The 13884-nt window shown below is 58.8% G+C and carries 8 protein-coding genes and 2 pseudogenes; 4 read left to right on the top strand and 6 right to left on the bottom strand.

Annotation, left to right across the window (positions count from 1 at the left end):
- Positions 1 to 45 precede the first annotated feature (45 nt).
- Positions 46 to 3488: pseudogene (locus AC221Y_RS05610) on the bottom strand (pyruvate carboxylase).
- A 176-nt stretch (positions 3489 to 3664) separates the two neighbouring features.
- Entirely contained in the window at positions 3665 to 4813 is a 1149-nt protein-coding gene (locus AC221Y_RS05605) for an alpha-hydroxy acid oxidase (protein ID WP_299748788.1), read from the bottom strand.
- 254 nt (positions 4814 to 5067) lie between these two features.
- On the opposite strand from AC221Y_RS05605, the gene AC221Y_RS05600 reads away from it, so the two are divergent.
- Positions 5068 to 7440: an ATP-dependent helicase gene (locus tag AC221Y_RS05600; protein ID WP_486706931.1), complete on the top strand. Its 2373-nt coding sequence runs from the start codon at positions 5068 to 5070 to the stop codon at positions 7438 to 7440.
- A gap of 80 nt (positions 7441 to 7520) precedes the next feature.
- Here the strand turns inward: AC221Y_RS05600 and AC221Y_RS05595 are convergent, their stop codons facing one another.
- Together AC221Y_RS05595 and AC221Y_RS05590 are read right to left on the bottom strand one after the other, a co-directional pair.
- Positions 7521 to 8768 (bottom strand): aminopeptidase, encoded by a 1248-nt coding sequence (locus AC221Y_RS05595; protein ID WP_486706925.1) that lies wholly within the window; start codon positions 8766 to 8768, stop codon positions 7521 to 7523.
- Between the two features lie 121 nt (positions 8769 to 8889).
- Positions 8890 to 9210: a DUF6280 family protein gene (locus tag AC221Y_RS05590; protein ID WP_299748779.1), complete on the bottom strand. Its 321-nt coding sequence runs from the start codon at positions 9208 to 9210 to the stop codon at positions 8890 to 8892.
- Positions 9211 to 9431: 221 nt separating this feature from the next.
- Here AC221Y_RS05590 and efp point away from each other — a divergent pair, with 221 nt between their 5' ends.
- Entirely contained in the window at positions 9432 to 9995 is a 564-nt protein-coding gene (gene efp, locus AC221Y_RS05585) for an elongation factor P (protein ID WP_299748776.1), read from the top strand.
- 92 nt (positions 9996 to 10087) lie between these two features.
- On the opposite strand, the gene ygfZ is transcribed toward efp, so the two are convergent.
- Positions 10088 to 10825 (bottom strand): CAF17-like 4Fe-4S cluster assembly/insertion protein YgfZ, encoded by a 738-nt coding sequence (ygfZ, locus tag AC221Y_RS05580; protein WP_299748773.1) that lies wholly within the window; start codon positions 10823 to 10825, stop codon positions 10088 to 10090.
- A 58-nt stretch (positions 10826 to 10883) separates the two neighbouring features.
- Here ygfZ and AC221Y_RS05575 point away from each other — a divergent pair, with 58 nt between their 5' ends.
- Positions 10884 to 11573 (top strand): TIGR04283 family arsenosugar biosynthesis glycosyltransferase, encoded by a 690-nt coding sequence (locus AC221Y_RS05575; protein ID WP_486706924.1) that lies wholly within the window; start codon positions 10884 to 10886, stop codon positions 11571 to 11573.
- Here the strand turns inward: AC221Y_RS05575 and AC221Y_RS05570 are convergent.
- Complete coding sequence (locus AC221Y_RS05570) at positions 11570 to 13354, bottom strand: ABC transporter ATP-binding protein (RefSeq protein WP_299748767.1); 1785 nt, start codon at positions 13352 to 13354, stop codon at positions 11570 to 11572. The two genes, AC221Y_RS05575 and AC221Y_RS05570, sit on opposite strands and share 4 nt — an antisense overlap.
- A 126-nt stretch (positions 13355 to 13480) precedes the next feature.
- Between AC221Y_RS05570 and AC221Y_RS05565 the strand changes: the two are divergent.
- Positions 13481 to 13884 (top strand): annotated as a pseudogene (locus tag AC221Y_RS05565) (alanine--glyoxylate aminotransferase family protein); the annotation flags it as partial.

Genomic DNA, 13884 nt, shown 5'->3' with positions numbered 1-13884 from the left:
CGTTGGTTGAAGCATGGGTCGTGCAGGTTTTTAGCCGAGGACCCGTTACTCCAACTCGACCAGCAAGTCCTTAGCATCAATCTGCGCGCCCGGCGTCACATGCACAGCTTTTACTATTGCGTCGCGTTCGGCGTGGATGCCGGTTTCCATTTTCATGGCCTCGATCGTCAGCATCAGATCGCCCTCTTTGACTTTGCCACCGGCCTGAATAGCGACCGAGGCGACGACGCCGGGCATCGGCGCGCCGACGTGGTTTTCGTTTCCAAGTTCGGCCTTGGGGCGGGCGGCTTGCGCGCCGGTCGAGGAGCGGTCTGCGACACGCACGATACGGGGTTGGCCGTTCAACTCGAAGAAGACCTTGGCTTCGCCTTCGGTGTTCGTGTCGGCGATGGCCTGACAGCGAATTTCCAAGGTTTTGCCGGGGTCGATTTCGACAGAGATCTCATCACCGGGGGCCATGCCGTAGAAGAAATTCTTTGTCGGCAATGTGCGGACGGGACCGTAGGTGTCGTGGCGGCCCATGTAGTCGAGATAAACTTTGGGGTACATGAGGTAGCCGTTTAGATCCTCGTCGTCGATGTCCATGCCGTCGAGTTTTGCCGACAATTCTGTACGGGTTTTCTCGATGTCGACACTTGTGGCGTGAAGGCCGGGGCGGTCGGTTGAGCCTCGTTCGCCTTTGAGGATCTTCTTCTGGATCGCTTTTGGCCAACCACCCGGAGGTTGGCCGAGGTTGCCACGCATCATGTCGATCACGCTATCAGGGAAGGAGACGTCCTTTTTCGGGTCTTCAACGTCCGCGCGACTAAGATTTTGCGACACCATCATCAGGGCCATGTCGCCGACAACCTTGGAGGATGGCGTGACTTTGACTATATCGCCGAACATCTGGTTCACGTCGGCGTACATTTCGGCCACCTCGTGCCAGCGTTCCTCAAGGCCAAGGGAGCGGGCCTGTGCTTTGAGATTGGTGAACTGGCCACCGGGCATCTCGTGGAGATAGACCTCGGAGGCGGGGGCCTGCAGGCCGCTTTCAAACGCCGCGTAGTGGCTGCGCACGGTTTCCCAGTAGTTCGACATTTCGCGCACCGCGCCAATGTCGAGGCGGGTGTCGCGATCGTGGCCAGCAAGGGCCTCGACAATAGTGCCGAGCGTGGCCTGAGACGTGTTGCCGGACAGGGCGTCCATGGCGCAGTCGACGGCGTCTACGCCTGCTTCGGACGCGGCAAGGATGGTCGCGCAGGCGATGCCGGCGGTATCGTGGGTGTGGAAGTGGATCGGCAGGCCGACCTCGTCTTTCAGGGCCTTGATTAGGATGCGGGCTGCGGCGGGTTTCAAGAGCCCTGCCATGTCTTTGAGGCCGAGGACGTGTGCGCCGGCGGCCTTTAGATCTTTGCCCATATTTACGTAGTATTTCAGGTCGTATTTTGCGCGCTCCGGGTTTTGGATGTCGCCAGTGTAGCAGATGGTGCCTTCGCAGACTTTGTTGTTTTCTACGACGGCGTCCATGGCGACGCGCATGTTGTCGACCCAGTTCAGGCTGTCAAATACGCGGAACACGTCGACGCCGGTTTCCGCTGCCTGTTTCACGAAGAACTGCACCACGTTGTCGGGGTAGTTGGTGTAGCCAACGCCGTTGGCTCCGCGTAGCAGCATCTGGGTCATAAGGTTCGGCATGCGCTGACGCAGATCGCGCAGGCGCTGCCACGGGCATTCCTGCAGGAAACGGTAAGAAACGTCGAAGGTGGCTCCGCCCCAGCATTCCATCGAGAAAAGCTGCGGCAAGTTGGCGGCATAAGCGGGGGCGGCGTTGATCATGTCGATCGAGCGCATCCGCGTGGCCAAAAGCGACTGGTGGCCGTCGCGCATTGTGGTGTCGGTGATCAGAAGTTGCTTCTGGTCGAGCATCCAGTCGGCCAGCGCTTCGGGGCCGAATTCTTCAAGAATATTGCGGGTGCCGGGGGGGGGGCGTCGGTGCGCAGCTTGGGCGCGATGGGGTCGCGGGCCTCGGCGTGCGGTTTCGGACGGCCTTCGGTTTCTGGGTGACCGTTTACCGTGATGTCGGCGATATAGGTCAGGATCTTCGTCGCGCGATCGCGGCGTTTTTTGAAGTCGAAAAGCTCGGGCGTCTCGTCGATAAACTTGGTGTGGTATTCATTGTTGAGGAACGTCGGGTGCTTTAGGAGGTTTTCGACGAAGGCGATGTTTGTGGACACGCCACGGATGCGAAATTCACGAAGCGCGCGGTCCATGCGGGCGATGGCAGCTTCGGGAGTGGGCGCCCATGCGGTGACTTTTTCGAGAAGTGAATCGTAATAGCGTGTGATGACAGCGCCGGAATACGCCGTGCCACCGTCAAGGCGGATGCCCATACCTGTGGCGCCCCGGTAGGCGGTGATGCGACCATAATCGGGGATGAAATTGTTGGTTGGGTCTTCGGTCGTCACGCGGCACTGGATCGCGTGTCCGTTCAACATGACGTCGTATTGCGAGGCGGTGCCAGTGGCTTCCACAAGGCTTTTGCCCTCGGCGATCTTGATCTGGGCTTGCACGATGTCGATGCCGGTGACTTCCTCGGTCACGGTGTGTTCGACCTGTACTCGGGGGTTCACTTCGATGAAGTAGAACTCGCCGTTTTCCATATCCATGAGGAATTCGATGGTGCCGGCGCATTCGTAGTCTACGGCTTCGGCAATCTTCTTGCCGAGCGCGCAGATGCGTTCGCGCTGGGCGGCGGAAAGGTAGGGCGCGGGCGCGCGTTCGACGACTTTTTGGTTGCGGCGCTGGACCGAGCAGTCACGCTCCCAAAGGTGGTAGATGTTGCCGTGGCTGTCGCCGAGGATCTGTACCTCGACGTGGCGAGCTTTCATGATCATCTTTTCAAGATAACCTTCACCGTTGCCAAACGCGGCTTCAGCTTCACGCCGTCCTTCGAGAACTTTTTCTTCCAGTTCGTCTTCGCTGTTGATCGCGCGCATGCCGCGTCCGCCACCGCCCCACGAAGCTTTGAGCATCAGCGGATAGCCAACGTTTGCAGCTTGTTTTTTGATCTTGGCCATGTCGTCGCCGAGGACTTCGGTCGCCGGTATTACAGGCACGTCGGCTTTTATCGCAACCTTGCGCGCGGAGGCTTTGTCGCCAAGCGCGCGCATGGTGTCGGCCTTGGGGCCTATAAAGGTGATGCCGTTGTTGGAACAGGCGTCGACGAAATCGGGATTTTCCGACAGGAGGCCGTAGCCGGGGTGGATGGCGTCGGCACCGCAGGCGCGGGCGACGCGTATGATGTCGTCGATGGACAGGTAGGCAGCGACGGGGCCGAGGCCCTTGCCGATCTGGTAGGCTTCGTCCGCTTTGAAGCGGTGGAGGCTGAGTTTGTCCTCTTCGGCGTAGACGGCAACGGTGCGTTTACCTAACTCGTTGGCGGCGCGCATGACGCGGATGGCGATTTCTCCACGGTTGGCGATGAGGATTTTCTGAAAATCAGCCATGGGTGTGCCTTCCTTTTGCAGTTGCAGCATTTGTTAGCGGCCACGCGGGGTCTGGGCAAGGTTGTTGTTGGAATTATGGCGGGGTCTCTCGCACATTGCATGTCAATGTGCTGTCGACTGGTTATTGCAAGCAATCGCTATAAACGAGGTATTTTGGAAAGGTGAAGCGGATTGGGTCAGGCCCAATCGGGACGGATGAGCGCGCCTTTAAGATCCCAGAGCGTGCGGGTGCCGAGGTTGCCCATCACCAGTTCAATGTCATCGCGCAGAATGTGCATTAGGTGGGGCGGACCTTTTTCGCCAAGGGCGCCGACTGCGTAGTGCCATGCCCTGCCCATCATCACGAAGTCAGCCCCAAGCGCGAGGGCACGCAGGATGTCGGTGCCGCAGGTGACGCCGCTGTCAAAAATGAGCGGCGTGTCGGGAACGGCTTTGCGGATTCTGGGCAGTTGGTGGATGGACGCAGGCCCGGCGTCGAATTGGCGGCCCGTGTGGTTAGAGACCCAGATTGCATCGGCGCCCTTTTCGACGAGGCGTTTTGCGTCGTCTTCTTTCAGCACGCCTTTTACAATCATCGGTCCTTTCCAGAGGGCGCGGATTTCGTCGATGTCGGACCAGGACGGCTGGCCCCGGATGATGTGGCCTGCATGGGCCATCGAGTCGAACTTATTGCTTTTGTCGACGTAGCTTTCACCGAATTTGAGGCTTGGGATGCCTTCTTGCAGGGTGCCTATGGTCCATGCCGGGTGAGTCATCATCGACCAGATCATTTGCGCATTAAGGCGCGGCGGGATTTGCAGATTGGCGCGGCGCTGCCGTTCGCGGCGGCTGTCGACGGGGACGTCTGCGGTCAGCACCAGCGTGTGAAAACCTGATCTGGTCGCACGATCCAGCATGTCGGCGCGGATGGCTTTGTCATGCGGCATGTAAAGCTGGAACCAGCCCTGATCGCCGATGTGGGGCGCTAGCGTTTCCGGCACGACTGTGGCGGTGGTCGACATCGTGTAGGGCAGGCCTGCTTTGGCGCAGGCGGCCGACAGGATTTTCTCGGCGCGGGGCCACATGATGCCGGACATTCCGACGGGCGCACAGCCGAAGGGCAGGGGGTAGTCGCGCCCGAGGAACTTTGTGGAGAGGTCCGGTGTCATCGGCCCTTCAAGGATGCCGGGCATGAAATGGACCGACCTGAGCGCGTCCATATTGCGCTTGTGCTGGTCTTCGACGCCGGTGGCGCTGTCGAGGTATTCAAACACGAAATGTGGCACGCGTTGGCGAGCACCTTCGCGCAGATCGGATATGGCGGGGTAGCGGATATCGAGACTCATACGATCGGTTATAGATCAAGGAGCGGCGTGCACAATACGAGGCATGCGTGTCAGATCAGAAGGCATTCGGCGATGAGGGCACCGAGGGGGATCGTGCCCCCGGCAAAGAACAAGAGTGAGACGGCATAGAGCGTGACGCAAGTACCCCGTGTTCTTGCGGCGTGCGTCAGGCGGGAAATGTGGGCGCGGGTGAATGAAGAACATAATGCGAACAAGTCTTTTACTTTTGAGTGTCAGGGGTTAGTTTCGTGCCCATGAACAGTTTCGCAGATGACTCCGACTTCCCCGATCGTATCCCCCTGTCACAGCAGGCGGTGGCGGCGCGCGGCGCGCCATATTTAGACGAGCTTAACGCTGCGCAGCGTGAGGCAGTTGAGGCGCTTGACGGGCCGGTCTTGATGCTTGCCGGTGCCGGCACTGGTAAAACCAAGGCTTTGACCGCGCGGGTTGTGCATTTGTTGTCGACAGGCCGTGCACGGCCGAATGAGATTTTGTCCGTGACGTTTACCAATAAAGCCGCACGCGAGATGAAAAAACGCGTGGCGCGGCTTTTGGGTCAGGCGGTTGAAGGCGTGCCGTGGTTGGGGACGTTTCATGCGATTTGCGTGAAGCTTTTGCGCCGGCATGCTGAGTTGGTCGGGTTGAAGTCAAACTTCACCATTCTGGATACGGACGATCAGATCAGGTTGCTTAAGCAGTTGGTCGTGGCGGCAGGGATTGATGAAAAGCGCTGGCCTGCGCGGCAGTTGGCGCATGTGATTGATGGCTGGAAAAACCGAGCGTGGACGCCGGACAAGATACCTGCAGCAGAACACGGGGCGTTTAACAACCAAGGCGTTGAGATTTATGAGCAATATCAGGAACGCTTGAAGACCCTGAACGCCGCGGATTTCGGCGATTTGCTTTTGCATGTGGTGTGGATTTTCCAGAACCACGACGATGTTTTGGCGCAGTATCAGCAGTGGTTCAAATATATTCTAGTGGACGAGTATCAGGATACGAACGTGGCACAATATCTGTGGCTGCGTCTGTTGGCGCAGGGGCACAAAAACATCTGCTGTGTGGGCGATGACGATCAGTCGATCTATGGTTGGCGCGGAGCCGAAGTGGGCAACATCCTGCGGTTTGAAAAGGATTTCCCGGGCGCGAAAGTGGTGCGTCTGGAGCAAAACTATCGATCCACACCGCATATTCTGGCGGCGGCGTCCGGTGTGATTGCGGGCAATGAGGGACGGCTTGGGAAGACGCTGTTTACCAATGTCGAGGAGGGCGAGAAGGTTCGTTTGATCGGGCATTGGGACGGCGATGAGGAAGCGCGCTGGATTGGTGAAGAAATTGAATCCCTACAGCGCGGGACGCGGGGACTGCATCCGTTTGGCTTGGAATCGGTGGCGATTTTGGTGCGGGCGTCGCATCAGATGCGCGCTTTTGAAGATCGGTTTCTGACGATTGGATTGCCGTATCGTGTGATCGGGGGGCCGCGGTTTTATGAGCGGATGGAAATCCGCGATGCCATGGCCTATTTCCGGCTGGCGGTGTCCCCGGAGAACGATTTGGCGTTTGAGCGGATTGTGAACACGCCTAAACGCGGACTGGGCGACAAGGCACAACAAAAAATTCAGATGGCGGCGCGTTCCAACGGGGTTTCACTGGTCGAGGGCGCGAAGATTTTGCTGAATGCTAAGGGGCTGACGGGCAAGGGCGCGAAGGAACTTGAGAAGCTGGTTCTGGGGCTTGAGCGTTGGCACGGAATGGTGCGGGCAGGCGTCAGTCACATCGAGATTGCTGAACAGGCGTTGGATGAAAGCGGCTATACCCAGCATTGGCAGAACGAGAAGACGCCGGAGGCTCCTGGAAGGTTAGAGAACCTTAAGGAGCTTGTGAAAGCCCTTGAAAACTTTGAGAATTTACAAGGGTTTCTAGAGCACGTCTCGTTGATCATGGATAATGAAAGCGATCAGGACGAGGAAAAGGTCTCGATCATGACCTTGCATGGCTCCAAGGGCTTGGAGTTTCCCGCCGTTTTCCTGCCGGGCTGGGAAGAAGGGTTGTTTCCCTCGCAGCGCTCGATGGACGAAACGGGGCTGAAGGGTCTCGAGGAGGAGCGGCGGCTGGCCTATGTGGGGATCACGCGGGCCGAGGAGCTGGCGACGATTAGTTTTGCAGGAAACCGGCTGGTGTATGGGCAGTGGCAAAGCCAGATGCCGTCGCGGTTTATTGATGAATTGCCGGCGGAGCATGTGGAGGTTTTGACGCCGCCGGGGCTTTATGGCGGTGGATTTGGCGCGGCGGCGGCGGGCATGGGCGAGCCGGTGCAAAGTAATTTGCAGGAAACGGCGGCGGAGGCGGATGGGTACAATTCCCCGGGGTGGAAGCGGCTGCAAAAACGCAGCCAGCATCGTGGTATGTCGCAGCCGTCAGAAGCGCGCAATATGGTGATCGACATGAGCGCGGTCTCGACGTTTGCCGTCGGCGATCGGGTCTTTCATCAGAAATTTGGATACGGGGCTGTTACGGCGATTGAGGGCGACAAACTGGATATCGCGTTCGACAAAGCGGGCGACAAGAAGGTCGTCGCGAATTATATTACCGCCGCCGCCTCCGCTGGAGACGACGTTCCGTTTTAGGGGCGCTGCCCGTTGGTCCTTTGGACCTTACCCCGGGATTTTCCTGATCAAAAGATGATTTGGCGTTTGCTTGTCTGAGATCAGTTAGCCCAGTTACCACCCCGGAACACCGGGACGCGTTCGCCGTTTTGAGTGATACCGGTAATTTCGGTTTCGGCGCCGCCGATCATCCAGTCGACGTGGATGAGGCTTGAATTGCCGCCACGGGCTTTGAGATCTTTGTCTGAGATATCGTCCGCATCCACGAGGCAGTCTTTGTAGCATTGCCCCAAAGCGATATGGCAGGCGGCGTTTTCGTCGTAGAGAGTGTTGTAGAAAAGTAGGCCGCTTTCCGAGATCGGGGAGGCGTGGGGGACGAGGGCGACTTCGCCCAACCGCGAAGCGCCTTCGTCAGTTTCGATAAGTTTCTGGAACACTTCCTCGCCGCGTGTGGCACTGGCTTTGACGATGCGCCCATTTTCAAAGTGGACTTCGATATTTTCGATCAGGCTGCCTTGGTGGCTGAGCGGCTTTGAGGCGCGGGCCGTGCCGTTGACGCGCGCTGCATGCGGTGTGGTGAAGACTTCTTCGGTCGGGATATTGGGATTGCAGGTGATACCGTTTTTGGCTTCTGCCGCGCCGCCGGACCAAAGGTGGCCGTCAGCAAGGCCCACAGTGAGGTCTGTGCCAGAGCCTTTGAAGTGGAGGGCGTCTAAGCGTTGATCGTTCAGCCAGTCGCGCCGGGTTGCAAGGTCGATGTTGTGCTGATCCCAGGCGGCGACAGGATCGTCACAGTCGACGCGCGAAGCTGCAAAAATAGCTTTGGCGAGGGCGGCCTGGGCATCGTCTGCGCTCATTTCGGGGAAGACGAGTTGCGCCCAGGCACGGCCTGGATAGGAGATGATCGACCAGTTGATTGCGAAGCTGGAGATTTTCTCGAGCGCAGGTTTATAGGCGATGGCGTTCGCTTTGGACGCGCGGCCTACTTTGTCTGCGTCCATGTCCGAGAGTGCCATGGGATTTTCGGACGAGACATGGAGGCGGGCGGCGTTGGCTTCATAGGCTTGTCCCATGCCAGCGAAGAGCCAGTCGGGGGCTGCATCAAAGCTGTTGTCTGCGCCGTGCATGTACCGCGCGCGGGTGATTGCCTCGTCTGACAGGATCGGGGTCACAACGCTGGCGCCTGCCTTATATGCGGCGACTGCGATGCGGCGCAGGAGGGGAAGCGTTTCGGCGGACCCGGTGAGGACCAGTTGCTGACCCGGCTGCAGGTTCAGGCCGGTCCCGATTGCGACATCTGCGAGGCGCTCGAGGTATTGGATGTCGAAGGGGAGATTGGCGTCGGACATTAATGGGTGCTCCTTTTAGGGGACCATAGAGGGCGCATCGGGGGCGCGAAAAGAGCGGGCTGCAAAAAAGAAAACGCGCCCTCGAACGAGGACGCGTTTTCTGTCTAACAGTCGCTTAGGATCAGGCGGCTTTGGCCTGCTCTGCCGCGTTGCGACGTTCGCTTTCTTCACGGCTAAGAGCGACCGAAGTCCGCACGCCTTTAGAGACGAATTCCATCAGACCCTTCACAACACGTTCGTTAGGGTCAATCCCAGCGCAGGACAGAACTTCGCGGCCATCGCGCGAGCGCGCCCAGCGTGCGATCTGTTCTGGTCCGTTTCCGTATTTCTTGTCGTCGGCAATTGCATCATCGAGAGCGGCCAGAACCACAGCGGCGAAAAGCTTCTTCGCGCGGTTGCCTTGCTCGTGATTGAATGCGGTGCCGTCCACAAAATCAGCCATACGTTTTCCTTTTTCTTATTCTTGCTCTTGCATTCCGAGGGGTGGCGTTCCTTATGGCGCGTCCTGAAGCACTTTAGGTTTGCTATTTAGGAATGGCTCATATGCGTTCAACGCATAGCTTAGCGCCTTCCCCCTGTAGTTATCGCCGCCTTGTCAGCGTCTTACACCTATAATATAGCATTCATGAACTTTATATCAACTTTAACGCTTGGTTGACGTGCATGCCCAAAATCAATGGAAATGAGATTCGAGTCGGAAATGTTCTTGAACATAACGGCGGTTTGTGGATTGCGGTGAAAACCGATCACGTAAAGCCCGGAAAGGGCGGCGCGTTTGCACAAGTGGAGATGAAGAATCTGCGCAATGGCTCGAAGTTGAACGAGCGGTTTCGCTCGGCTGACAAAGTCGAGCGGGTTCGGCTTGAGCAGAAAGATCAGCAGTTTCTCTACGAGAACGACGGGATGTTGGTCTTTATGGACAACGAGACCTACGAGCAGATCGAATTGCCGGTAGATATTCTGGGCGAGCGGCGTCCGTTCCTGCAAGATGGCATGACGATCAAGATTGAATACCATGACAGTGAGGCGCTGAGCGCGACATTGCCGCAAAAGGTGACGTGCAAGGTCGTTGAAACTGAGCCAGTCGTCAAAGGTCAGACGGCCGCCAACTCGTTCAAGCCTGCGGTGTTGGACAATGGTATCAAGGTGATGGTGCCGCCGTTTGTGGGGCAGGACGAGGATATTATCGTCAACACCGAGACGATGGATTACTCCGAGCGCGCGTAAGTTTGCGCCCATACCTTTGGTTTGATTCGCTTTTGGGGGCTGCTTTCGAGCGGCCCTTTGCTTTTGACGGGGCTACTTTGGCGCATTCAAAGTCAAAAGATGCGGCGGAGCGTGGCGGTTTCGGCCTTCATGTCTACCACTGCCCGGTCAAAGCGCAAGTAGGCGATGGCTTTGCCGTTTGACTGCGTGTAAAGCGTGCCCGCGGGTTTGCCGTCTGGCGTGGTGATCTCGGTGCCGACAGAGGCGTCGCCGTCAATTTCGACCTGCGCGAGGCCCTTTTTCAACTCGGTCTTGTGCTTCATGCGCGCAGTGACTTCCTGGCCCACGTAGCAGCCCTTTTTGAAGTCGACGCCGTGGAGGCGCTCTAAGCCGACCTCAAGCGGGTAGCTTTCGTTTGGGACAAGCTCGATCCCGGTTTCGGGGATGAGGTGTTCGACGCGCAGTGCGTCCCAGTCGGCGGGTTGATCGGCACGGCCATCGTAGGCGCGCCAGCCCATCTCGGCGTGTCTTGGATCCGCAAACGCGCCCGCTGGCGCGAGGCCGGGGCCGCGGGAGGGTTGAATGTCGGTGGCTTCGATTTTCACATCGGCGCGCAGTTTGTAAAGCGTGAGGCGCTGCGCGAGGCCCTGGGCAAGGCTATCGGCAACGTCAAGAAGGACGCTGTCGCCGTCGCGCAGAAGGAAGAAGTCGGCGAGGTATTTGCCCTGTGGCGTCAACAAAGCGGTCCACACGAGGCCATCGCCAAGGCGCGCCATATCGTTGGTGATGAGGTTTTGCAGGAAATTGGTGCTGTCGCTGCCGGTGATCCTTAAAACTGTGCGGCCGTGCATGCTGGTCTCTCCTGTTGCCTCACCTCTATATAGAGCGAACCAATCAGGACTTCACCCCATGCGCGCCCCCTTATCTGTTGTGATCCCAACCCTGAATGTCGCGGCTTTATTGCCGCAGACCGCTGAAGCGTTGTTGACAGGCGTGACCGAGGGAGTGATCGGCGAGCTGATCGTGTCGGATGGGGGCTCGGATGATGGTACTTTGGAGGTTGCGCGCGCGCTTGGTGCGGTGATCGTCGAGGGACCTGCGGGGCGTGGTGGGCAGATTGCGCGCGGCGTTGCGTTGGCGCGCGGCGAGTGGGTTATGATCCTGCACGCCGACACGCACCTTGGGCCGTATTGGGTTGAGTCGGTTGTGCGTCATATGGCGGGGCATCCGGGCGAGGCGGGGTATTTTCGGCTTGCGTTTCGCGCGCGCGGAATGGCGCCGGCGTTGGTGGCTTTTGGTGCGAACTTGCGTTCGAAGGTGTTGGGTTTGCCTTACGGCGATCAGGGGCTTTTGGTTCAGTGCGCGGTTCTGAAAGACGTGGGCGGGGTGCCGGAGGTTCCATTGATGGAGGACGTCGCCCTTGCAAGGGCATTGAAAGGGCGGCTTCGGATGTTGGAGGCGGTGGCCGAGACGTCTGCCGCGCGCTACAAGGCGGATGGGTGGACACGGCGCATCTTGCGCAATGTTTGGACGCTTTTGCGGTATTTTTCTGGGGTGCGTCCCGCGGACCTTATGCGCGGATACGAGGGGAAGCGCTAGCTATTGGCGAATTGTAGCGCGTAGAGGCTGGCGTAGACTCCGCCGCGCGCGAGAAGCTCTTCGTGGCGGCCTTCATCGACGACCCGTCCCTGATCCATCACCACGATTTTGTCTGCGTTCCGGATGGTCGAGAGGCGGTGAGCGATCACCAGCGTCGTGCGGTTCTTGGCCAGATCATCAAGAGCGGCCTGCACGCGGACTTCGGACTGCGCGTCGAGGGCGGATGTTGCCTCGTCCAGAAGCAGCACGGGTGCGTTACGCAGAAGGGCGCGAGCGATGGCGACGCGCTGGCGCTGGCCCCCTGAAAGGGCCGAGCCGCGCGGTCCTGCGGGGCTTTCGAGGCCTTGAGGCAAGCGGTCTACGACTTCGGTGAGATGCGCAGCCTCAACTGCGTCCGCCAATTGAGCATCGGTGACGCCGGGTGTGTTGAGGACGATATTGTCGCGCAAGCTTTCGTCAAACATCGGCGCGTCCTGGGTCACGACCGAATAGAGCGCGCGCAGGTCGGCCAGCGTAAGGTCAGTGCTTTTGGTATCATGGATCGTAATTGTACCTTCGCTGGGATCAACAAGTCGCGTCAGAACATTAAAAATGGTTGATTTTCCGGCGCCTGATGCCCCAACAAGCGCAGTGGTCTGACCGGCTTTGGCAGTGAAGGTCGCGCCGCTAAGGGCGGGTTCGCCGCCGTAGCGCACCACGATGTTCTCGAGCACAATATCTGCGGTTTCGGGGGCGACAATCGCGGGTTTCGGGTCTGTGGACGATGTGATTGTCGGCCTAGCTTCAAAGACGTCCTGGATGCGCTCAAGGCTGGCGCGGGCGGCCTGCCAGGCACCGGTGACGTTGGCGACGCGGCGCAGGGGCTCGAAAATTAGGCCCATGGCGGTGAAGAACGACATGAACTCGCCGACTGTTTTGTCTCCGTCAATGATCTGATTGCCCCCGTAGACAAGCACGCCTGCAAAGCCGATAGCCGCCACCAAATCGGTCATGGCGGGGATTGCGGCCTGACCAATACGCGCGTGCATTTCCTGTTTGAGGTAGCCGGCTGCGGTGGTGCTGAAGCGGTTGTTTTCGCGGTTTTCGCTGGTGTTCAGTTTGATCGTATTGATGCCGTGGAAAATCTCGTCAAGGCGGTTGGATAGCCTTGCGGCGGCGTCACGGGCGGCAAACGCGCGTTTACGCACGTATCGTTGCAACCCAATGACCGGGCCGAGAAGAAGTGGGGCGCCTGCCACGGCGATCAGAGTCCAGAGCCAGTCCACCGAAATGGCGACAGCCAAAAGGGCGATGAGGCTGACGATGTCGCGCCCCACCACGCCAAGGACCACTGCCCAGATGTTGTTGGCCTGGCTGGTGTCTCCGCGTACCCGTTCGATCAAGGTGCCGGGCGGGTTGGACTGAAAGAAACGGCTGTCCAGTGTGACGAGGTGAGCGACCATGTCTTTTTGCATCGACGTGATTATCCGCAGACCCGCACCTTGCATCAATGTGCGATGGCCGAATGCCGAGATCGCCCGGATCACGAAGATTGAGCCGACCGCCGCTGCGACCAACCCAACAGCCGCGCGATCCCCGGCGATGAAGACCTGATCGAACATTGGCCGGACGATGTAGCTGAGCGCGCCAAGCATCGAGCCCTCGATGGCCATAAGGAAGAGGGCGATCCCAATAAAAACGCGTTGTGGCTTCAGATAGGTACGCCACAGCCAACCGACGAGCGGACGGCGTTCGCCATCGTCGGTTCTCTCTTGTCCAAGGGGGGCGTCAGGGTTTGTCACGTGCACTTCGATCTTTTGGTTTCGGGTCTGACTAGCCGTGATAGGCCGGGCAGACAAGCAAGCGGGTGATTGACCCGACGTTTGGGGCGTCTTAGGAACCCGTGTTTGTGTGTAGGAGATGCCTCAATGTCGCTTGGAAATGGTCGGCACTATCTTGCAATTCCGGGGCCTTCGGTGATTCCCGATCGCGTTTTGGCGGCGATGCATCGCCCTGCGCCCAACATTTATCACGGGGAACTGGCCGATATGGTGCCGGGGATCGTTACGGATTTGAAGGCGATCGCGGGGACGTCAGGCCACGCGGCGATCTATATTGCGAACGGCCACGGCGTCTGGGAAGCGGCGCTGACGAACACGCTGTCTCGCGGTGATAAGGTGTTGGTGCCGTCGACGGGAACGTTCTCGGAAGGGTGGGCCGGGATGGCGCGCGCGCTTGGGATTGACGCCGAAGTGATGGATTTTGGCCAGCGCGCAAAGATTGATTTCGGACGATTGGCGGAGCGGTTGCTGGCCGATAAGGGCCATGAGAT

The organism is Boseongicola sp. (assembly GCF_057460485.1).
Note: the sequence above shows the minus strand (reverse complement) of the source record. Positions and strands in the feature narration are given on the sequence as shown.